The organism is Novosphingobium subterraneum (assembly GCF_000807925.1).
GTDB lineage: Bacteria > Pseudomonadota > Alphaproteobacteria > Sphingomonadales > Sphingomonadaceae > Novosphingobium > Novosphingobium subterraneum.
On sequence record NZ_JRVC01000007.1, the window covers coordinates 153,383 to 173,573 of the forward strand.

General features: G+C 64.2%; 26 protein-coding genes. 11 read left to right on the forward strand and 15 right to left on the reverse strand.

Translation table 11 applies throughout. The annotated features are described in order from the left end of the window. Nucleotides 1–165 precede the first annotated feature (165 nt). The 5 genes from NJ75_RS08995 (at nucleotide 166) to NJ75_RS09015 (ending at nucleotide 1,793) form a co-directional block, all read left to right on the forward strand. A complete protein-coding gene (locus NJ75_RS08995) occupies nucleotides 166–651 on the forward strand; it encodes a nucleotidyltransferase substrate binding protein (RefSeq protein WP_236727101.1) in 486 nt (161 codons plus the stop codon). Continuing rightward, a complete protein-coding gene (locus tag NJ75_RS09000) occupies nucleotides 648–953 on the forward strand; it encodes a nucleotidyltransferase domain-containing protein (RefSeq protein ID WP_039333586.1) in 306 nt (101 codons plus the stop codon). Before NJ75_RS08995 ends, NJ75_RS09000 begins: the two co-directional genes overlap by 4 nt. Nucleotides 954–965: 12 nt before the next feature. Beyond that, on the forward strand, nucleotides 966–1,247 hold the full coding sequence (locus NJ75_RS09005) for a hypothetical protein (protein ID WP_039333587.1): 282 nt from the start codon (nucleotides 966–968) through the stop codon (nucleotides 1,245–1,247). Continuing rightward, nucleotides 1,219–1,545 (forward strand): DUF1294 domain-containing protein, encoded by a 327-nt coding sequence (locus tag NJ75_RS09010; protein WP_236727102.1) that lies wholly within the window; start codon nucleotides 1,219–1,221, stop codon nucleotides 1,543–1,545. Before NJ75_RS09005 ends, NJ75_RS09010 begins: the two co-directional genes overlap by 29 nt. Nucleotides 1,546–1,610: 65 nt before the next feature. Beyond that, nucleotides 1,611–1,793, forward strand: coding sequence for a hypothetical protein (locus NJ75_RS09015; RefSeq protein WP_039333589.1), 183 nt, complete (start codon nucleotides 1,611–1,613; stop codon nucleotides 1,791–1,793). Between the two features lie 90 nt (nucleotides 1,794–1,883). Here the strand turns inward: NJ75_RS09015 and NJ75_RS25030 are convergent, their stop codons facing one another. Then, nucleotides 1,884–1,973, reverse strand: a complete 90-nt coding sequence (locus NJ75_RS25030; RefSeq protein ID WP_230487715.1) for a PEP-CTERM sorting domain-containing protein — start codon at nucleotides 1,971–1,973, stop codon at nucleotides 1,884–1,886. Between the two features lie 4 nt (nucleotides 1,974–1,977). Between NJ75_RS25030 and NJ75_RS25035 the strand changes: the two genes are divergently transcribed. After that, complete coding sequence (locus NJ75_RS25035; protein WP_236727103.1) at nucleotides 1,978–2,607, forward strand: hypothetical protein; 630 nt, start codon at nucleotides 1,978–1,980, stop codon at nucleotides 2,605–2,607. A gap of 569 nt (nucleotides 2,608–3,176) precedes the next feature. On the opposite strand, the gene ruvB is transcribed toward NJ75_RS25035, so the two are convergent. From ruvB to NJ75_RS09065, 9 genes are all read right to left on the reverse strand, one after another. After that, on the reverse strand, nucleotides 3,177–4,205 hold the full coding sequence (gene ruvB, locus NJ75_RS09025) for a Holliday junction branch migration DNA helicase RuvB (RefSeq protein ID WP_039333591.1): 1,029 nt from the start codon (nucleotides 4,203–4,205) through the stop codon (nucleotides 3,177–3,179). After that, nucleotides 4,202–4,498 carry a type II toxin-antitoxin system RelE/ParE family toxin gene (locus NJ75_RS09030; protein WP_039333593.1) on the reverse strand — a complete coding sequence of 99 codons (297 nt, stop codon included), beginning with the start codon at nucleotides 4,496–4,498 and terminating at the stop codon, nucleotides 4,202–4,204. The genes ruvB and NJ75_RS09030 overlap by 4 nt, the downstream gene beginning before the upstream one ends. Further along, a complete protein-coding gene (locus NJ75_RS09035) occupies nucleotides 4,491–4,739 on the reverse strand; it encodes a ribbon-helix-helix domain-containing protein (RefSeq protein WP_039333596.1) in 249 nt (82 codons plus the stop codon). The genes NJ75_RS09030 and NJ75_RS09035 overlap by 8 nt, the downstream gene beginning before the upstream one ends. 189 nt (nucleotides 4,740–4,928) lie before the next feature. Beyond that, nucleotides 4,929–5,546 carry a Holliday junction branch migration protein RuvA gene (gene ruvA, locus NJ75_RS09040; RefSeq protein WP_039333598.1) on the reverse strand — a complete coding sequence of 206 codons (618 nt, stop codon included), beginning with the start codon at nucleotides 5,544–5,546 and terminating at the stop codon, nucleotides 4,929–4,931. Between the two features lie 161 nt (nucleotides 5,547–5,707). Next, nucleotides 5,708–6,217, reverse strand: a complete 510-nt coding sequence (locus NJ75_RS09045) for a nucleoside deaminase (protein ID WP_039333755.1) — start codon at nucleotides 6,215–6,217, stop codon at nucleotides 5,708–5,710. A 36-nt stretch (nucleotides 6,218–6,253) separates the two neighbouring features. Next, nucleotides 6,254–6,730 (reverse strand): crossover junction endodeoxyribonuclease RuvC, encoded by a 477-nt coding sequence (ruvC, locus tag NJ75_RS09050; protein ID WP_039333600.1) that lies wholly within the window; start codon nucleotides 6,728–6,730, stop codon nucleotides 6,254–6,256. A 1-nt stretch (nucleotide 6,731) separates the two neighbouring features. Then, nucleotides 6,732–7,082, reverse strand: coding sequence for a DUF3147 family protein (locus tag NJ75_RS09055; RefSeq protein WP_039333602.1), 351 nt, complete (start codon nucleotides 7,080–7,082; stop codon nucleotides 6,732–6,734). A gap of 3 nt (nucleotides 7,083–7,085) precedes the next feature. Beyond that, a complete protein-coding gene (locus NJ75_RS09060; RefSeq protein WP_039333604.1) occupies nucleotides 7,086–7,649 on the reverse strand; it encodes a hypothetical protein in 564 nt (187 codons plus the stop codon). Further along, complete coding sequence (locus NJ75_RS09065; protein ID WP_039333607.1) at nucleotides 7,649–8,413, reverse strand: YebC/PmpR family DNA-binding transcriptional regulator; 765 nt, start codon at nucleotides 8,411–8,413, stop codon at nucleotides 7,649–7,651. Before NJ75_RS09065 ends, NJ75_RS09060 begins: the two co-directional genes overlap by 1 nt. A gap of 107 nt (nucleotides 8,414–8,520) precedes the next feature. Between NJ75_RS09065 and NJ75_RS09070 the strand changes: the two genes are divergently transcribed. Next, nucleotides 8,521–9,210 (forward strand): CPBP family glutamic-type intramembrane protease, encoded by a 690-nt coding sequence (locus NJ75_RS09070; RefSeq protein WP_039333609.1) that lies wholly within the window; start codon nucleotides 8,521–8,523, stop codon nucleotides 9,208–9,210. Here NJ75_RS09070 and NJ75_RS09075 read toward each other — a convergent pair. From NJ75_RS09075 to NJ75_RS09085, 3 genes are all read right to left on the reverse strand, one after another. Further along, on the reverse strand, nucleotides 9,207–10,067 hold the full coding sequence (locus NJ75_RS09075; RefSeq protein ID WP_039333611.1) for an SDR family oxidoreductase: 861 nt from the start codon (nucleotides 10,065–10,067) through the stop codon (nucleotides 9,207–9,209). The genes NJ75_RS09070 and NJ75_RS09075 overlap by 4 nt on opposite strands. Before the next feature lie 76 nt (nucleotides 10,068–10,143). Further along, nucleotides 10,144–10,395: a DUF2312 domain-containing protein gene (locus NJ75_RS09080; protein ID WP_039333612.1), complete on the reverse strand. Its 252-nt coding sequence runs from the start codon at nucleotides 10,393–10,395 to the stop codon at nucleotides 10,144–10,146. A gap of 225 nt (nucleotides 10,396–10,620) precedes the next feature. Continuing rightward, a complete protein-coding gene (locus tag NJ75_RS09085; protein ID WP_039333613.1) occupies nucleotides 10,621–10,929 on the reverse strand; it encodes a DUF1244 domain-containing protein in 309 nt (102 codons plus the stop codon). A 73-nt stretch (nucleotides 10,930–11,002) separates the two neighbouring features. On the opposite strand from NJ75_RS09085, the gene pyk reads away from it, so the two are divergent. Next, nucleotides 11,003–12,454 (forward strand): pyruvate kinase, encoded by a 1,452-nt coding sequence (pyk, locus tag NJ75_RS09090; RefSeq protein ID WP_039333615.1) that lies wholly within the window; start codon nucleotides 11,003–11,005, stop codon nucleotides 12,452–12,454. 113 nt (nucleotides 12,455–12,567) lie between these two features. Beyond that, nucleotides 12,568–14,895, forward strand: coding sequence for a TonB-dependent receptor (locus NJ75_RS09095; RefSeq protein WP_039333617.1), 2,328 nt, complete (start codon nucleotides 12,568–12,570; stop codon nucleotides 14,893–14,895). Nucleotides 14,896–14,932: 37 nt separating this feature from the next. Here NJ75_RS09095 and NJ75_RS09100 read toward each other — a convergent pair whose 3' ends face one another. Next, the gene (locus NJ75_RS09100; RefSeq protein ID WP_156135748.1) at nucleotides 14,933–16,234 is read right to left on the reverse strand and encodes a sensor domain-containing diguanylate cyclase; all 1,302 of its coding nucleotides are present in this window, start codon (nucleotides 16,232–16,234) and stop codon (nucleotides 14,933–14,935) included. A gap of 115 nt (nucleotides 16,235–16,349) precedes the next feature. After that, on the reverse strand, nucleotides 16,350–17,015 hold the full coding sequence (locus NJ75_RS09105) for a YggS family pyridoxal phosphate-dependent enzyme (RefSeq protein ID WP_039333619.1): 666 nt from the start codon (nucleotides 17,013–17,015) through the stop codon (nucleotides 16,350–16,352). Nucleotides 17,016–17,037: 22 nt separating this feature from the next. Between NJ75_RS09105 and NJ75_RS09110 the strand changes: the two genes are divergently transcribed. Both NJ75_RS09110 and NJ75_RS09115 read left to right on the forward strand, forming a co-directional pair. Next, entirely contained in the window at nucleotides 17,038–17,571 is a 534-nt protein-coding gene (locus tag NJ75_RS09110; protein WP_052242268.1) for a thiamine phosphate synthase, read from the forward strand. A gap of 95 nt (nucleotides 17,572–17,666) precedes the next feature. Beyond that, the gene (locus NJ75_RS09115) at nucleotides 17,667–20,081 is read left to right on the forward strand and encodes an FtsK/SpoIIIE family DNA translocase (RefSeq protein WP_039333621.1); all 2,415 of its coding nucleotides are present in this window, start codon (nucleotides 17,667–17,669) and stop codon (nucleotides 20,079–20,081) included. The last annotated feature ends 110 nt before the right edge of the window (nucleotides 20,082–20,191 follow it).

Genomic DNA, 20,191 nt, shown 5'->3' on the forward strand with positions numbered 1-20,191 from the left:
ATCAAAAGGAGCGATTATGTATGATGCTCCAGACGGCGGGCAGGCGTCTTATGACATTCTATTGGAAGCCACGCCCGCTGGCGATCGTCTCGCACGTTCGCTAGTGATACCGGTAGGCAAATACGCCCTCTCAATCCCCGACCCCGAACATGGCGCCTGGACGACGTGGAGAGACATTTCTCCGCCAGACACAGGCTGGAACACCCGCTTCCTGATAGGGCAACGCGAACTGCAGGGCAACGAAGTGCAAGATGTCGTGCGGTTTGCACCTTCTCGGACGTCATCGCCCGCCTAGACGAAGGATTCGAGCGCTATCGGAGCGACGAAAGCGATGCGCAGATCCGCGATGGGCTGATCCAGCGGTTCGAGTTTACCTACGACCTTTCCCACAAGATGCTCCGCCGCGCGCTCGAAGCGGGGCCGGCCAATCCTGATGAGATTGACCGGCTGACCTTCCCGGACCTGATCCGCACCGGTGTCGAGCAGGGACTGGTCGCGGGGCAATGGCCCGAGTGGCGGACATTCCGCGAGATGCGCAACATCACCTCGCACACGTATGACGAGGCCAAGGCGGTGCAGGTCGTTGCCGCGATACCTGCCTTCCTCGCCGAAGCGCGTGGCCTGTTGGACCGCTTGCAGGCGCGGGCGTGACCAGCCTGCTACAGTTGACGCCCGAGGAAATCGAGGCCGTGCGCACGATCCTGCGTCACTGCCTGCCGGATCGCGTTGCGGTCCGCGCCTTCGGCAGTCGCGCCACCGGAAAGGCCAAGCCCTGGTCCGACCTCGATCTTTCCTTTGAGGCAAAGGAAGCGTTGCTGCTCTCGGTCATGGCGCTCCTGCGCGAGGCTTTCGATGAGTCGGCCCGGCCATGGAAAGTCGACCTCGTGGACTATCGCACCGTATCGGCCGAATTCGCCGCGATCATCGATCGTGACGGCTTGGCCGTTCTCTGACATAGCGCCCCCATGGAACTCGACGACCAGCTCCGCCGCTATTTCGGCAGCGATGACTTTGCAGCGATTACCCCTGCCGCGATGGAAGCGGGTATCGAGAAGATGCTCGTCGATTTCGGGCTGGAGAAGGACCGCGCGCGCCGCTTCGGGCTGTGGTCGCTGCTGCACATGCTTGGCAGCGCGCCCGATCTCGACGTGGCGTTCAAGCACGCTGAGGACCATGATGCGGCGCGCAACTTCATGGACATGATGGCCAAGGCTCACGATGGAATCGATGCTGGAAGCGCTGGCTGATCTGCCGCTGCTCAAGATCGCCGCTGGCTGGCTCCTGCTCGTCAACCTGCAGACTTTCACAGCCTTCTGGTTCGACAAGCGCGCGGCGCTGCGCGGGTTCTGGCGTACGTCCGAAGCAAACCTGCTGATGGGCGCGTTCCTCGGAGGTACGCCCGGTGCCTTCTTGGCCCGGCGGGTGTTCCGGCACAAGACGCGCAAGCAGCCTTTCGTCAGCCGGCTCAAGACGATTGCCTTCCTGCAGATCATGGCGATCGGCGGCGCGATGGGCTGGTATGCTGCCGGCATCCTTCAGGTTTGAGGCAATCGCCGTTTGACGGCGCCGGTCGAAGCGCGCACTCTCCGATCGGGAGAGAGGATCGAGCTATGCCGGCACTGTTCTGGGGGTTTGTCGCAATCGTGGTGCTCGTGCTGGGGCTGGCGCTTATTGCGCTCAAGCCGCAGGCAGATACGCCGGAACGGCGCCGGAAATCCGGCGACAGCTCGGGCGGCATGTGGTGGGCGACCGACGCCGGAAGCGGCGATTGCGGTGATGGCGGCTGCGATTAGAGCAAGAGAATAGCGGACAAGCAAAAAGGGCGGCTTCCCCCCGGACGCCGCCCTTCCCGTAACCCGCTGACGCGGGCCGAATAGTGTGCCTCAGGCCTTCTTCGGCTTGCCGTAGCGACGGCGGGCGACCAGGCCCGCGGCAGCCGCGCCGAACAGGATCACCATCGAAGGCTCGGGCACTTCGGTGCCGCTGCTGGTCGACGAGGTCGTCGTCGTCGTGCCGCCGTTCGAACTGGACGAGGACGTCGAGGACGAGGTTGACGACGAGGTCGAGGAAGACGTCGACGAGGACGTGGAGCTTGAGGTCGAACTGGACGTGGACGACGAGGTCGACGAGCTCGAGGTGACGTTGCCCGAGGACGTCGAGGTTGACGAACTGGTGCTCACGTTGCCCGACGAGGTGCTGACGTTCCCGCTCGAGGTTGAGACGTTGCCGCTGCTGGTGCTGACGTTGCCGGAGCTGGTGCTGACCGATCCGCTCGACGTGCTGACATTGCCGGACGACGTCGAGGTCGAGGTGGAAACGCCGCCGGTCGAAGTCGAGACGCCGCCGGTTGTTGTGGAACTGGTGATGCCGCCCGAGCTGGTCGAGGTCGATCCTCCCGACGTTGACGATGAAGTGGAGCCGCCCGAGGTGGAGGTGGAACCGGTGCTGGTCGACGAGACGACTACGCTGCCACCGCCGCCGCTGCTGCCGCCGAAGAACCCGCCAAAGAAGCCGCCGCCGAAGCCGCCGATGCCGCCCCCGCCGATCACCACCGGCACCCCGCCGCCGCTCGATCCGGTCGGCTGCGGCGGCATCGGTGGCATGTAGGGAACCGGCACCATCGCCATCTGCGGCGCGGGCTCGCAAGTCTTGGTGGTGGTCGTCGTCACGATCCGGCGGGCGCGGTGGATTTCGCGCTTGGCCGGGCGCTTCGCGATCCGCTTGGCGGGCTTGGTCGTCTTGACCTTCACGGGCTTGACGTGGTGGATCTCGCCCTTCGAGGGCGCTTCCGAAACGTGCACGGCGCCGCCGCCGAGCATCGCCCCGCCCGCTGCAGCCGCCGCCAGTTTTGCCAATGCCATCCGAACCGACATGATCGTTGCTTCCGTTTCGTATCTTTGCGGAAGGGGCTACCAGACGCGGGTTAATGCTCTGCTGACCCTTCCTTACCGATCGAAGAACGCAGATGGGGCGCGCGGGGGCAATGGCGTTAACCGTGTTGTCAGCCTTGAATCTGCCCGAAAACGGGACCGGAGCGGGGGGACGGTTAACTCTGTGCCAGAATGGGACCGAATGGCCTGCGAGGATGAAGCTTTGAATCCAACTCTACGGCAACTCCCCCACAACTCACCCCTAACTCTCCTGCAACTTTCGCGCGTGGAGGGCAGACTCGGGCGCTAGTCTGCCTGGTCGAAAAGCGAGGGTGTCGAGCCGGTCGGCGGAGTGAGGCCAAGGTGCTGCCATCCCCGGTCGTTGAGGCAGCGCCCCCGCGCCGTGCGCGCGATCATGCCGAGCTGGATCAGATAGGGTTCGATCACTTCCTCGATCGTGTCGCGCGGCTCGGACAGGCCGGCGGCGAGCGTCTCGACGCCGACCGGCCCGCCCTTGTAGATGTCGGCGATCATCGTCAGGTAGCGGCGGTCCTGCAGGTCGAGGCCGATCTTGTCGACCTCGAGCCGGGTCAGCGCGTTGTCGGCAATGGATTGCGTGATCTTGTCCGCGCCTGCCACCTGCGCGAAGTCGCGGACACGGCGCAGCAGGCGGCCGGCGACGCGGGGGGTGCCGCGCGAGCGGCGGGCGATTTCGGTGGCGCCGCCCTTGTCGATGCCGATGCCCATGAGGCTGGCCCCGCGCGCCACGACGCGCTCCAGTTCCTCGACCGAGTAGAACTGCAGGCGCACCGGGATGCCGAAGCGGTCGCGCAAGGGGGTCTGCAGCAGGCCCTGCCGCGTCGTCGCGCCGATCAGGGTAAAGGGCGGCAGGTCGATCCGCACCGAGCGGGCCGAAGGGCCTTCGCCGATCATCAGATCAAGCGCGCGGTCCTCCATTGCCGGATAGAGCACTTCCTCGACCACGGGGTTTAAGCGGTGGATCTCGTCGATGAACAGGACGTCGCCGTGTTCTAGATTGGTCAGCAGCGCCGCCAGATCGCCCGCCTTGGCGATGACCGGGCCGGAGGTGGCGCGGAAATTGACGCCGAGTTCGCGCGCGATGATCTGGGCGAGCGTCGTCTTGCCAAGGCCCGGCGGCCCGAAGAACAGCACGTGATCCATCGCCTCGCGCCGCATCTTCGCGCTTTCGATGAAGACCTGCAGGTTGTCCTTGGCAGCCGCCTGCCCGACGAACTCGGCCAGAGTCTTGGGCCGCAGCGCGGCGTCCTGATCCTCGATCTGCGAGGCGGCGGAAAGGAGGGGGTTATCGGTCATGTTTTCAGGTACTTCTGAACATCGCGGGAGTGATGCAGGATGCGAATGATCCGCACGGTATCGCCAAGGACACGGTAGATGATGCGATGCCGGTTGCATGGCAATTGGCGAACGCCTTCGCCCCAGCTGTCCTTTGCCTCGCCAATCAGCGGATGATCGACAAGGCGGTCGAAGCGTTCCTCGATTGCATCGCTATAAGCATCTGCCGCAGCCGCACCGAACTCTGCTTCGCCATACTCGAAGATTTCGACCAGGTCACGGCGGGCGGCCCTGCTCAGAACAATCCTAGGCACGCCGGGCGCGGCGCTCTTCGGCGATTTCCCGCAGCACTTCGCGCGCATCACGCTCGATGTACCCCGAAGCTTCTCCCTCTTCGATCATCCGGCGGACCCAAGCCGTGTCCGCCGCCTCATCGAGATCGCGCTGGATCAGATCGCGCAGATAGGCTCCGGCATCGGCATAACCGCCATCGGCTATCCGCTGCTGGACGCGGCTTTCGAGAGACGAGGGGATGGAAAAGCTGAGGTCGGTCATGGCTGGATCATACCGGGTTGGGGGTTTAATGGCAAAGCCAGGAGGCGTGTCATGAGTGCCGGCAGTTCTGCGAAGCATAATCCCAGGCTCCGCCGCTATCCAGACAAGAGTCGATGGCGAACTCGGAACTGCCAAAGTGCCATACCAGCGCCAACGCGCTCACGATTGCGCCGATGATCAGAATGCGCTTCAACCTGCCGCCCTCTTCAGCGCCACGCGCACCAGTTCGTTCAGCCCCGCGTCCTCGCCCAGTTCCTTGACCGCAGCGGCGACGGCGCTGCTTGCCACGGCGGGCTTGAAGCCGAGGTTCTGCAGGGCGGAGACGGCATCGGCGCTGGCGTTGCCGGGCGGTAAGGTGAACGCTTCTCCGCTGGCCATGCCAACTGGCGAAGCGTAGCCTGCCAAACCACCGGCCTTGTCCTTCAGCTCGTTGACGATGCGGCTGGCGAGTTTGGGGCCGACGCCATTGGCGCGGGCGACCATGGCGCTGTCGCCGTGGGCGCAGGCGCGCTGGAGTTCCTCGATCGAGAGGGCCGAGAGGATGGCGAGCGCCACCTTGCTGCCGACGCCCTGCACCGCGGTGAGCAGGCGGAACCAGGCGCGTTCGCCGGCGCTGGTGAAGCCGATCAGGCGCTGGTCGGTTTCGCTCACCTGCATTTCGGTGTGGACGACGACCTTGTCCCCCCGGATGCCGAGATGGGTCAGCGTCTTGGCCGAGCATTGCACGAGATAGCCGACGCCGTTCACGTCGATCACGGCCCAATCGGGCCCGGTGTCATCGAGAATGCCGGTCAGCTTGGCGATCATGGTTTGTTCCTATGGCAGGAACTTTTTGCCGTGGCCAGAGGATACCTGCGCCAAATGCGTGGAGTGGCGGCGGGTGTTGGCGCTAAATGCCCACCTCCAACCCCTCCCGCCTGCGGGAGGGGAGAAGAAAGGGGTGCCCTAAGCCCCTAGCGAAGGGGGCGCTAGTCGTTGGCTTGCTGGTCCTCTGGCACGTCGTCCCATGGGCGGTAGTAGAGCGTGGCGCAGTCGTGGGCGAGGATGCCGCCGGTCAGTGTCAGGTCGTCCTTCCAGGCATCGGCCACGAAATCGAGGGTCGAGAGGTGTCGGTCCTCGAAGTACATCTCGTGGACGTCATCACGCCCCGCGCCATAGACGATGCGCGATATCCCTGCCCAGATCGAGGCCATGGTGCACATGCCGCAGGGCTGGAGCGTGGAATAGAGCGTGGCGCCGGGAAAGCGCATTTCGCGGGAGGACTTGCCTGCAGCGCGGATCGCCATGACTTCGGCATGGGCGGTGGCGTCGCAGTGTTCGGCGGTGCGGTTGACGCCGTGCGAGAGCAGTTGCCCATCGCGCACGATGATTGCAGCGATGGGGGTGTTGGCGGGATCGGTGCCCTTGCGGGAGATGGCGAGATCGCGCGCGCGCGCCATCCAGTCTTCGTCGCTCAATCTGTCGTTCAGTGCGTCCATCCGGTGCATACGCCGGATCGTGGCAGTCGTTCCGGCCTATCGATGGCTGCCGAGCATGTTGGCGTGGGTTATCGCCACGGCCAAGGCGTCGGAGGCGTCCTCGCCCGCAAGCTGGACGCCGGGGAGCAGGATCTTGAGCATGTGCTGGATCTGCTGCTTTTCCGCACCGCCGGTGCCGACCAGCGCCTTCTTGATGACCTTGGTGGGATACTCGGCCACGGGGATTCCCGCCCGTGCGACCGCGACCATGGCAACGCCGCGCGCTTGCCCGAGCTTGAGGGTGGACTGCGGGTTGACGTTGACGAAGACTTCCTCGACCGCGCCGCTATCAGGCTTGTAAATGTCGATCACGGCGGCAAGCGCGGAATCCAGTTCGACCAGACGTGAAGCCATGGTGGCCTTGTTGTCGGTGCGGATCTGGCCGTTGGCGACGTGGCTGAGGCGGCTGCCCGACTTAGCGACGACGCCCCAGCCGGTGACGGTGAGGCCGGGGTCGATCCCGAGGATTATCATCTTACAGCTTGAGTCCGAAGCGGGGGCCGATCTGCATCATGGCCAGATAGAGCAGCACCGTCAGCACGCAGCCCGCGACCAGAGCAACCCAGAACGGTACGCCGTGGCGCAGCAGCGCGGGGATCACGAGGAACATCGGCAGCGAGGGCAGGACGTACCAGAAGGTTGCTTGCGCATGGACCGCCATGTTCTCCGCATCGGGCCGGGCGTTCCACAGGAACACCATGCCGAGCACCGAGACGAGCGGCAAGGAAGCGACCAGTGCGCCGACAGTGGGCAGCTTGCGGCCAATCTCCCAGATCAGCGCGATGAGCAGGCCGGAGAGCACGGCCTTTATGGCGAGCGGCATCATGGTTCAGTAGATAACCTCGAATGGTCCGCCAGGCGTTTCGGCGCCATCCCAGTCCTTGGGTGCTGCCTTGGCAAGGTCGTCATAGGCGCTCCCGTCGAACGAGGCTGGCGACCTGCAGGTGAGGCTGGCGAGCGCATTTTCGCCCGAGGAGCCTTGCAGCACTTCTATTCCCGAGGACTGCCTGCCGGGGTTCTCGTTGAGGCTGCCGGTTTCATCGACGTGGACGACGTAATGCGTCATCCCGTTGGTGAAGCGGATGTAGTCCTGGTTGAGGCCGCCCTGGCTGCGATTGCCGCCGGTGTGGATGTTGCTCCAGTCCGGCGTGCTGGCAATGTGCAATTCGGGACGGCCGTGTGGTCCGAAGCGATAGTGCAGCGAGTTGCGTGCCAGGCAAACGCTGCCAAGCTTCACGCCGAAGCGGCAGGTGTAGACCACGCGTTCGTCGTTTGCGCACAGGCTTGCAGGACGAGCCGCGCCGAGGCGGGCAGGTTTCGCCACCGACCCGCCGGTGGAGAGCAGCGCCGCGAGTGCAACGGCAACTGGAAGCGCTGCCGTTGCCCGTGGCATCAGCCCAGCGTTTCCATGACGTCGTCGGGGATGTCGTAGTTGCCCCAGACGGTCTGGACGTCGTCGTCGTCCTCAAGGACGTCGATCAGCTTGAGCAGGGTGGCGGCGTTGTCGGCATCGACCGAGGTCTTCATGCTCGGCTTCCATGCCAGCTTGACGCCTTCGGCCTCGCCCAGGGTCTTTTCGAGTTCGCGCGCAACTTCGTGCAGCGATTCGACCGCGACCCAGATCTGGTGGCTGCCGGGGTTCTCGTCACCATCGCCCATGTCGGATTCGACGTCTTCGGCACCGGCTTCGATCGCGGCTTCGAGGACCTTCTCCTCGTCACCGACCTTGCCGGGGTATTCGATCAGGCCGAGGCGTTCGAAGCCGTGGCTCACCGCGCCCGATGCGCCAAGGTTGCCGCCGTTCTTCGAGAAAGCGGTGCGGATGTTGGTGGCGGTGCGGTTGCGGTTGTCGGTCAGCGCCTCGACGATGATCGCGACGCCGCCCGGGCCGTAGCCTTCGTAGCGCACTTCCTCGTAGTTATCACCTTCGCCCTTCGACGCCTTGTCGATCGCGCGGGCGATGTTGTCCTTGGGCATGGACTGGGCCTTGGCCGCGTTGACCGCGGCGCGCAGGCGCGGGTTCATGTCCGGATCGGGCATGCCCATCTTGGCGGCCACGGTGATTTCGCGGCTGAGCTTGGAAAACATCGCCGAGCGCTTTTTGTCCTGCGCGCCCTTGCGGTGCATGATGTTCTTGAATTTGGAATGGCCTGCCATGGTCCGTGCTTCTTGCGAGGTTTTGGAATCTGCATCGCCCCTAGCCGACGCCGCGCGTTCCGGCAATCGGTGTGGCGCATCGGCGCAATTGCAGGCATGAGGCAGCGATGATCCGCACGACCCTTGCCGAACTGATCGCCTTCCTGCGCCGCCCCGTGCCGATGGCGGCTTCCGGGTTGAACGCTGATGGAGCGCTTTCCCGCTGGTTTGTGCTGACAGCATTCCAGATTGGGGTGCTGGGGCTGGTGGTGATGCCGCTGATCGCGCTGTGGCAGAAGGCCTTTGCGCTATCGCCACCGAATGCCTTCGAAGGAATGGGGCCGCTGGCGCTGTGGGGCGGAGCGGTGCTTCTGGCGCCGGTGCTGGAGGAACTGTTCTTTCGCGGCTGGATGAGCGGGACGCGGCGCGTGTTGGCCCTGATCGGCGTGGTCCTGGCCGGGCTGGTCGTTTTCGTGGCGCTGGGCCGGGGCAAGCCGCTCGTGGGTGGGGGAATACTGCTGGCCACGGTCCTTGTTGCGGCGGTGACCTGGGGGCGGAAACGGCGAGACACGGGGGTTCCACCGTGGTTCGCCCGACACTTCGCCCTGCTGCTTTACGGCACCACTGCGCTTTTCGCGGTAATGCACCTTTTCAATTACCCGACGATCACGCTCGCTGCCGTGCCGATGGTGCTGCCGCAGTTCTGGTCAGGCTTGATGTTCGCGCACATGCGGGTGAGGCTTGGCCTGCTGGCCTCGATGCTCAACCACATCGCATCGAACGCCATCGTGCTGGCGGTAGCGCTGAGCTGGGGTTAGCCGTTCACCACCGTGCCGCCATTGGGATGCAGCACCTGACCCGACATGTAGGAGGAGTCCTCACAGGCGAGGAACAGGAAGCTGGGAGCCACCTCGTTGGGCTGGCCCGGGCGGCCCATCGGCGTGTTCTCGCCGAAGTGTTCGAGCTTCTCCTTCGACGCGCCGCCGCAAGGGTTGAGCGGGGTCCAGATCGGGCCGGGGGCGACCGCATTGACGCGGATGCCTTCGCCCACAAGCTGTTCGGACAGGGCGCGGGTGAAGGCGGTGATGGCGCCTTTGGTGCTTGAGTAGTCGAGCAGTTCGGGTTCACCCTTGTAGCTGGTGATCGAAGTGCAGTTGACGATGGCCGCGCCCGGCCTGAGGTGCTCGCGCGCGGCCTGGACGAGGTAGAACATCGAGAAGATGTTGGTCTGGAAGGTGCGTTGCAGCTGGTCCGCGGTGATTTCGCGGATGTCCTTGTCGGGGTGCTGTTCGCCTGCGTTGTTGACGAGGACGTCGAGGCGGCCCCAGTCGCCGATGACCAGATCGACGAGGGCATGGGCCACTTCCGGATCGCCGAGGTCGCCTGAGAAGGTCAGGGCTTCGCTGCCTTCGGCTTCGCACAGTTCGCGGGTGCGGGCGGCGTCCTCGTTCTCATTGAGATAGGCGATGGCAACTTTCGCGCCCTCGCGTGCGAAGAGGACGGCGACGGCGCGGCCGATGCCGCTATCCGCCCCGGTCACGATCGCCACCTTGCCCTTCAGTCGCCCCGAACCGGGATAGCGCGGCTGCCATTCGGGCTTGGGATCGAGGCTCGCCTCGCTGCCGGGGAGCCCGTCTTCGTGGATCGGCGGGCGGACGGTGGCGGTCTGGGTCATGGGGCTATCCTGCTGAAACTACAGGATGCCAATGGCCGGGCAGGGTGGTGGTTCCGCTCCTGCCCGGGAAACGCGATCAGTCGATGCCGAGAGCGTTCTTGTAGGTTTCGAGCACGGCTTCCATCTCACGGCGGTCGTCGGGCTTCATCTTCCGCAGGCGGACGATCTGGCGCATGATCTTGGCGTCATAGCCGGTGGCCTTGGCTTCGTTGTAGACGTCCTTGATGTCGTCGCCGATGCCCTTCTTTTCCTCTTCGAGGCGTTCGATGCGCTCGATCAGGAGGCGCAGGCGATCGTCTGCTGTCTTGGCATCGTCGAATTCGACCATCGGGAAAGTCTCCGGGTATGCGGGTGAATCAATTGGCGCGGCTGATAGACGCGCCACAGGATTCGGGCAAAACCGGGCCTGTGGATAGTCCGGGGATTAGTGGCGTTTTTGTTGACGGCACCGGCCCGCTCCCCCGCCCGCCACCCGACAAAGGTACCCTCTGGGTGGTCGGGCGGGGGAGCGGGCCGGTGCCGCAAGGAAAGGCCGGACGGCCTTTCCTTCACATCAACGATGCCCAGCATTCTTCTTGAGGCTTTCTTCCATCCGCGCGAGCTGCTCGGGCGTTGCCTCGGTCTGGTAGCGGGCCTTCCATTCGGCTGCGGGGAGTCCGTGGATCACTTCGCGCGCGGCGGCCTTGTCGCCCGCAAAGCCGCCTTCGATGATCCAGTCCGCCAGGCAATTGCGGCAGAAGCCCGAAAGGCCCATCAGGTCGATGTTCTGGGCATCGTGGCGGTGCTGGAGGTGCTTTACCAGGCGGCGGAAGGCGGCGGCCGCTACGGAATCGGGAAGCGTATCGATTGCATTCGTATCCACGGTAATCTTCCTTGGGTTTTGAAATGGCATGGGCCATAGCGCATCCCGCAGATTCATAAGGAGTACCCAAGCTGTGGCCAAGCTCGATCCTCGCGGACGTAAAGTGAAGATCCTCGCCACGGTAGGACCCGCCAGCCGCGAGCCGGAAATGCTCGAGAAGCTCTTTCGCGCAGGCGCTGACGCCTTCCGTGTCAACATGAGCCATGGCGAGCACGCCACCCATGCCGAAACGATCGCCAATATCCGGGCGCTCGAGAAGAAGGTGAACCGCCCCATCACGATCCTGTGCGATCTGCAGGGACCGAAGCTGCGGGTGGGCAAGTTCAAGGAAGGCCGTGCGGTGATCCGCCACTCGGGCCATTTCACGCTTGATCGCAATCCCGAGCCGGGTGACGAGACCCGTGTCCAACTGCCGCATCCCGAACTGTTCGGCATCCTGCAGAAGGGCCAGCGCCTGCTGATCGACGATGGCAAGCTGCGCTTGCGCGTGATCCGGGCCGACCAGAACGAGATTCTCTGTTCCGCCGAGGTTGGTGGGGTCATCTCCGATCGCAAGGGGGTCAATGTGCCCGATGCCGTGGTGCCGGTCCCGGCGTTGACCGACAAGGACCGCCGCGACCTTTCGTTTGCCGTCGAGCATGGTGCGGACTGGATCGCCCTGTCGTTCGTGCAGCGTCCAGAGGACGTTGCCGAAGCGCGCCGCCTGATGGGCGGCTACGGTTCGCTGATGGCCAAGATCGAGAAGCCTGCCGCGATCTCGCGTCTGGAAGAGATCATCGAGCTTTCCGACGGCATCATGGTTGCCCGTGGCGACCTTGGCGTGGAGTTGAATCCTGAAGAAGTGCCGCCGCTGCAGAAGCGCATCGTTGAAAGCGCGCGCCGCCAGGGCAAGCCGGTGGTCGTCGCCACGCAGATGCTCGAATCGATGATCGAGGCGCCGACGCCGACCCGCGCCGAAGTGTCCGACGTCGCCAACGCGGTCTATGACGGGGCTGACGCGGTCATGCTCTCGGCCGAAACCGCCGCAGGGGCCTGGCCGGAAGAGGCGGTGACGATCATGCACCGTATCGCTGCGCAGGTCGAAGCCGATCCGGGCTATGGCGCGCGCGTCCACTTCATCGAGACCCTGCCCGATCCGACCACGGCCGACGCGCTGGCACAGGCTGCGGCGAGCATCGCCAACACCCTGCCGATCGCAGGCGTGATCGTCTTCACGGGGTCGGGGTCGACCGCGCGGCGCGTGGCCCGCGAACGGCCTGGCGTGCCGATGCTGGTATTGACGCCATCGCAGAAGACCGCGCGCAAGGTCGGCCTGCTGTGGGGTGCCCACGCCGTCAGCACCAAGGACATCGGCAGCTTCGAGGAGATGATCGCCAAGGGCAAGCGCATGGCCTTGCGTCACGGCTTCGGCACCGCCGGCTCAAGGCTTGTCGCGCTGGCCGGCGTTCCCTTCGGCACGCCCGGGGCCACCAACCTGCTGCACGTCGTCACGCTTACCGGCAACGAACTGGATCAACACGGCTGACATTGATGTAAATATGCCACGCGCTTTGTAAGAATTAATTGCGCACTTGAAAACAGGTTGAACGCCGCTGCGCAGCGGGCATTCTTGCTCCACAAGATAAACGGGAGCTGTGAATGCCAGTTACAAAGAGCAGGGTTTCGCAAGGAATTTGCCGTGGGCTCAGCGCCCTTGCGCTCGTCGTCACGGGTGCGGGCGTGGCCTATGGTCAGGACGCGGCGCAGGATCAGGAGCAGTCGGCGATTGACGTGCTTAACGCCGACATCATCGTCACCGCCACGAAGAAGAAGGACGTCGAGAACGTCCAGGACGTGCCGGTTGCGATCACCGCATTCAATGCCCAGAGCCTGCAGGCGCTGCAGGTGCGCGATATCCAGACGCTGACCTACAGCGCGCCGAACGTCTCGCTCGATCAGGTCGGCACCTCGCGCGGGACCGCCAACTTCTCGATCCGCGGGCTTGGCGTGAACAGCTCGATCCCTTCGATCGACCCGACCGTCGGCGTGTTCGTGGATGGGGTATACATCGGCGTCAACAATGGCCTGGTGTTCGACGTGTTCGACCTGGGTTCGGTAGAAGTGGCGCGCGGGCCGCAGGGCATCCTCTATGGCCGCAACACCACCGGGGGCGCGGTCCTGATCAACACCGGCGATCCGACGCCGGATCTGCGCGCCAACTTCCGCGTGTTCTATGAAGGGCCGATCGATTCCGGGCGCGGATCGGGCAACTTCGCGGCGCAGGCCGTGGTGTCCGGTCCGTTGATCAAGGACGTGCTGAACTTCAAGGTCGGCGGTTACGTCAACAACGACGAGGGCTATTTCAAGAACCTGTTCAATGGCAAGGACTTCGGCAAGGCGCAGACCCAGATCCTGCGCGGTGCGCTGGAATTCCTGCCGTCCGAGGCGATCCGCATGGTTGCCAAGGTCGAATACTTCAACAGCGAGGGCGATGGCCCCGCCGGCCAGAACCACGGCCTCTACAAGCGCGACACCTTCGACTTTGCGATCGATAACGGCGGCTTCTACAAGAACCGCACCTGGTTTGCGACGCACAAGACCGAAATCGACGTGGGTGATGGCAAGATCACCAACATCTTCGGCTTCCGCGATTATGACGCCTCGACCGGGGGCGACATCGATTCCAAGCCGGTATTCATCTTCCACTCGAATTCCTTGTTCAAGCAGCGCCAGTATTCGGATGAAATCCGCTACAACAACCGCTTCGGTGCGCTGGACTTCACGGCAGGCGGTTTCTGGTTCACGCAGGACCTGCGCTACGACGAGCTGCGCTTCTTCCCCACGTTCATCAGCCCGTTGACCCAGATCGGCGGGGGTCGCCAGGATCACGACGTGCTCGGCCTGTTTGCGTCGGGCGACTTCGATGTGACCGACCAGCTGACGCTGACCGCAGGCATCCGCTGGTCCAAGGAAACCAAGGACGTCGCCGTCACCTACATTCGGCCTCGTTCCAATTGTTCGGTCGTGGCCGGCACTTGCCCGACATCCGGGGTCAACCCGCTTATTCCGAACGAGAACAACGGCTTCAAGGACAAGCGTACGTGGGAGAACTGGAGCCCCAAGCTCGGCTTCCAGTATCGCTTCAACGGCGATGCGCAGGTCTACGGCAACTGGACGCGCGGCTTCCGTTCGGGCGGGTACAACTTCCGCATCACCAATGCCCGCGCCTTCGAGGCAGTGGCAGCAACGCGCGGCCTTTCGTTCGACGAGGAGCAGGTCGACAGCTTCGAACTGGGCACCAAGTTCCAGACACCGGATCGCAAGCTGACGCTAAACCTGGCGGCTTTCCGCACAGAGGTTGGCAACATGCAGCGTGAGGTCAACGAAGGGTCTGCGGCGGGTGTTGCCCAGTCCATCTTCAACACTGCCGACGCCCGCATCACCGGCATCGAAGGCGAAGGCCGTTTTGCCGTGGGCAAGAACTTCCTGCTCACCGCGAACTTCGGCTACATCGATGCCGAGTACACCAAGGTGCTGTTCGACATTTCGAGCGACGGCGTGGTCAACGACGCGGACAAGGCGCTCGACCTGCCACGCACTCCGAAGTGGACCTATGGCTTTGGCGTGCTGGGTGATTTCCCGGTGGGCGAAGGCAATGCCATCGTTGCCCGCGCCAACTTCCAGCACCGCGACCGGTTTGCCTATACCGACAACAACTTTGGCTGGATCACCTCGTCCGACAACCTCGACGCCTCGATCAGCTATAAGACCGGTGGGCTGACCTTCACGGTCTATGGCCGCAACCTGCTCGATCAGGTCCAGCATGGTGGGGACACGCAGCTGGGTACGGCGGCGCAGATCCCGGTGTTTGGTGGCCCGCTTTCGACCGGCGTCGACCGGCCGTTTGCCGACAATCCCAAGGCCGGCACGTTCTCGCCGCTGGTGCGCGGACGCGTGCTGGGCGTGGAGTTGAACGCCGACTTCTGAGGCAGAGGGCGCTGCGGGGTGTACCGCTCCGCAGCGCTCAGTTCTGGCGTGACTTGATTGTTGCCAGCCTTGGCGCTTCGCGTGCCGCGCGCTTTTCTGCAGAGCTCACGCAGTTCTTGCCAGCCTTCTTGGCAGCATAGAGCGCAGCGTCGGCAATCGGCACGATGTCGGTTGCCGATGTTGCCGTTTCGGGGACGGTCGCGATGCCGAGCGAGGCAGATATTGCGCACTCGTGGCTGGCGCTCAGCGATTCGATGCGCTGGCGCAGGATTTCGGCCTTGTCCATCGCGTCCTCGAGCGAGCAGTCGGGCAGGATGGCGACCAGTTCCTCCCCGCCATAGCGGCAGACCACGTCGGTCGGCCTGAGGCACCCGACGATCTGTGCCGCGACATCGCGCAAGACGGCATCGCCCTTGGCGTGGCCATGTTCGTCGTTCAGTTTCTTGAAGTTGTCGAGATCGAGCATGACCACGGCAGTGCTTGCCCCGGTGCGCGAACCGAGCGACACGAATCGTTCCAGCGCGTCTTCCATGTAGCGGCGGTTGTACAGCCCGGTCAGCGGATCGCGCAGCGACTGGGTGCGCAGCTTCTCGCGCAGGGCAATGTTGGAAAGGGCGAGCGACATGGAGTCCGCCAAGGCGCGGCCGAGGCGGCGGATTTCCATGATGTGATCGTAGGCGCCATCCGAGTCAGGATGGGCGATGATCAGCAGGCCGTGCAGCTGTCCGCAGGCCATCATCGGCATTTCGACGGTGGCGATTTCCGAGGGATGGTGCGCGCAGCACAGGGTTCCGACTGCCGGCGAATTGACGTGCGGCTTGCCGCGCTTCAGCGCCCAGCAGTTCGAGGGCGAGAGCATCTCGGGAACGCTGTAGCCCTCGGGCATGTCCCACGCCCGCGCGAGATCGAGCCGGTCGCGCGAGTTGTTGAACACGAACAGTGCGGCGCCGTAGCTGGGCAGCAAGCGGCGCGCTGTGGCCATCAATACGGCGCCAGCGTCCTCATAGGTCTCGGCGGCCTGGAGCATATCGGTCATCGCGAACAGTTCCTGGATCTGCTCGCGAGAGTCGCGGGTGATAACGTAGTTCGTGATGTTGCGGTTGCGCACAGACTGGGCTGCCCGCTTCAGGACCAGCTGAAGTGCAAATAGAGCCACCATGCAGCAGGCTGCAACTATGGCGAGAAAGTCGTGGTACTTGTCGGCCACGACCATCGGCAGGATCACGGCACAAAGCACCAGCGCATGCGCGACTAGAGTCGAGATATGCACTTTCTCAAGGCTTACCTCGTCATCAAGAAGCTGGCGTTTCTCTGACGATTCACGATCTGCGGCGGCCAAGGGATCCTCCAATCATGAAGGTATGCCGCGGGGCGTTGTAAGATGGGGTTAATTCACCGGGCGTAGGACGACCAGACTCTTACGGAACGCCGGATTAACCACACCATTCAGCGCTTTAACGCTTGCCGAACAAAGCGGACCCGATGCGAACATGTGTCGCGCCCAGTTGCACCGCCGTTTCGAAATCGTCGCTCATGCCCATCGACAGGCGGCTGAGGCCGTTGTCGTCGGCCAGCTTGTCGAGCAAGGCAAAGAACGGCGCGGCTTCGATCCCGGCGGGGGGCACGCACATCAGGCCGACCACTTCCAGACCGGCTTCGCAGGCTTGCGTCAGCAGGGCGGGCAGTTCCGCCACGGCGCAGCCACCCTTCTGCTCTTCGTTGCCGATGTTGACCTGAATGAAGCACGGCACCTTGCGGCCAAGCTTGTCCTGCGCCTTGGCCAGAGCCGTCACGAGGCTGGGGCGATCGACCGAGTGAATGCAGTCGAACAGGGCGATGGCATCTTCGGCCTTGTTGGACTGCAGCTGGCCGACAAGGTGAAGCTGGACATCGGGATGGGCCGCACGGATTGCGGGCCACTTGTCCTGCGATTCCTGCACCCGGTTTTCGCCGAACACGCGCTGGCCTTGCGCGATCAGATCGAGGATCGCCTCGGCGGGCTTGGTCTTGGAGATCGCGATCAGAGTGACGTCATCGGCCTTGCGCCCGGCGATGCGGGCGGCCGTGGCGATGCGCGAATGGACCTGTTCGAGCGGCGATGAAGGGACTGCCTGTTCCATGGCGCGGTGCTATAGCGCCACGATGCGAAAGCGCCAGACCATCGCGAAAAGGGTGCCGCGGCGCGTGCTGCTCAGCGATGCGCGCAACGATGCCGGGCTGGAGCGCGCGATTGCGCGGCTCGGGCACGGAGATGCGCTGGTGTTCCGCCACTACCACCTCGACCGTGCGCCACGCCGCACCCGCTTCGTGACGCTGGCCAGACTGGCGAGGCGCCGTGGCGTCATGGTCATCGGCGCCCGCGTGCCGCGGATGTGGCATGTCGATGGTGTCTACGGCGGGGCGAGAGAGATCATGGCTGGTAGCGGCCTGCGTCTGGCGACAGCCCATTCGCTGCAGGAAATAGCCGCAGCAGCACGCGCCATGGCCGATGCCATCCTGCTTTCGCCGGTCTACCCGACGCGATCGCATCCGGGCGGGAAAGTGCTCGGCCCGGTCCGCTTCCTGATGCTGGCGCGGCTCTCGCCGCTGCCGGTGATCGCACTGGGCGGGATGACCCGCGCCCGTGCCGCGCACCTGCCGGTCCATGGCTGGGCGGCGATCGACGGGCTCGCCTAAACCCTTCACTCGTCGCAATTCCTGTCGGGATTCTTGACGGTGAGTCCCCTTCGGGCGCATGATGCGCGCTCAAGGGCAGGGATAGGCACAAGTTCATGGCAAGCCGGGCAGCAACCACCGCGCAGGCACGCGGATCGAACGCGCGAGGAGGCTTGCGTGGAGCCGACTGGCGCGCCGTTCTGCGCCGCTCGCTGCGCCGCAGTCTGGAACTGCTGGGCGGCGGCATTCTCGCGGCGGCGATGGTGTTTCTCGCGCTCGCGCTGTTGAGTTACACGCAGACCGATCCCTCCGGCAGCACGGCTTCGGGAAGCCCGGTCGAGAACTGGATGGGCCTGGCCGGCGCATGGGCATCGGAGCGTGTGCTGCTGTTCTTCGGGTTGCCGGGCGGTTTGCTGCTCCCGCTCCTGTGGGTGTTTTCGCGGCGCCTGTGGGATTCGGAAAGCGATCTCATCGATCTTGACGAGGACGAGGACGCAGCGCCGCCCCCTAGCTGGTGGCGGCCTACGCTGCTGTTGCTTGTTGCCATGGCGCTGATCGGCACTGCGCTCTCGCTCTGGGGGGCGAGCACGTCGAGCCGCCTGCCTGCCGGGCCAGGCGGGCTCTCGGGCCTGCTGGGAGCCGCCGCGGTGAGCGGCCTCGCCGGATTGGTGCCGCAGGTCTCCGCGCTGTGGTTCACGGTTCCGCTTGGGCTTGTCTCGCTTGCAGGAGGCCTTGCCATCGCCAGCCGGATCTTTGCATTCGACTGGGCCGGAATGCTCAGCTTGCCGTCGTTCCTGCGCCGCCAGCCGCGCGAAGTTGCGTTGGGAGACGAAGAGGACGAGGCCACTGTCCGTCCGCCAAAGAAGGAGCGCCGCGAGAAAGAGGCACGCGCGGCTGCCGACGCGATCGACGTCGAGGAGGCGCTCTCGCAGCGCAAGCCGACCGAGATCACCGATCCCACTCGCACGCCTGCGCCTGCGGCTGTGCAGCCCAAGGCACGGCAAGGGGATCTGTTCGACAAGTACGAGCTGCCCTCGATCGAGCTGCTGGTCGAAGCGCCCGCAGGTTCGACCCAGAAAATCGACAAGCTGGCACTCGAACGCAATGCCCGCCTGCTCGAGAACGTGCTCGACGATTTCAACGTAAAGGGCGAGATCACCGCGGTGCGAACCGGCCCGGTCGTGACGATGTACGAGCTGGAGCCGGCGCCGGGGATCAAGGCCAGCCGCGTGATCGGCCTTGCCGACGACATTGCCCGCAACATGAGCGCGATCTCTGCGCGCGTTTCGGCCATCCCGGGCCGCACGGTCATGGGCATCGAACTGCCCAACGCGATCCGCGACATGGTATCCTTCCGCGAATTGATCGCCTGCGAGAAGTTCGCCAGTTCCAAGGCCTTGCTGCCGATCATCCTGGGCAAGGACATTGCCGGCGAGCCGATTGTGGCCGACCTTGCGACGATGCCCCACCTGCTCGTGGCCGGTACGACCGGTTCGGGCAAGTCGGTCGGTCTCAACTGCATCCTGCTGTCGCTGCTCTACCGGCTGACGCCGGCGCAGTGCCGCCTGATCCTCGTCGATCCCAAGGTGCTGGAGCTCAAGTCCTACGACGACATTCCGCACCTGCTCTCGCCGGTGGTGACCGAGCCGGCCAAGGCTGTCCGCGCGCTCAAGTGGGCGGTCGAGGAGATGGAGCGGCGCTACCGCCAGATGTCCTCGATCGGCGTCCGCAACATTTCGGGCTTCAATGACAAGGTTCGCGCCTCGCTGGCCAAGGGCAAGCCGCTCGGACGACGCATCCAGGTCGGCTTCGATCCCGACACGGGCGAGGAACTGTTCGAGGAACAGCAGCTCGATTACGAGGTGCTGCCGCAGATCGTGGTCATCGTCGACGAACTCGCCGACCTCATGGTGACGGTCGGCAAGGAAATCGAAGTCCTGATCCAGCGTCTCTCGCAAAAGAGCCGTGCAGCCGGTATCCACCTGATCATGGCCACGCAGCGCCCCTCGGTCGACGTCATCACCGGCGTGATCAAGGCCAACCTGCCTACCCGCATCAGCTTTGCCGTTACCAGCCGCATCGACAGCCGCACCATCCTTGGAGAGCAGGGCGCCGAGCAGCTGCTGGGCAAGGGCGACATGCTCTACAAGCCCAACACCGACCCGATAAAGCGCGTCCACGGCCCGTTCGTTTCGGACGAGGAAGTCGAGAAGGTGGCAGATCACTGGCGTGGACAGGGTAGCCCCGAATACGTTGATTCCGTTACGGAAGAGCCGGAAGACGGCGGCTTCGGCTTCGACGATATCGACAGCGCTTCGGACAATCCGGAAGACCGCAAGTACCGTCAGGTCTGCCAGCTCGTGTTCGAAAGCCAGAAGGCCTCTGCCAGCTGGATCCAGCGCCAGATGGGCGTGGGGTACAACACGGCGTCGAAGTGGATCGAGCGTATGGAAGCCGATGGCCTCGTTGGGCCTGCCAATCACGTCGGTCGGCGCGAGATCTACCGCGACAAGGACGGCAACGTCCTTTGAACGCACTTGCGCGCGAACTCATGAACATCCCGACATCGGAACTTAATACGGATGTCGGGGCAATTCTTTCAGGGGATTAACGAGCTTCTAAGTTTGACGAGCTAGCACTG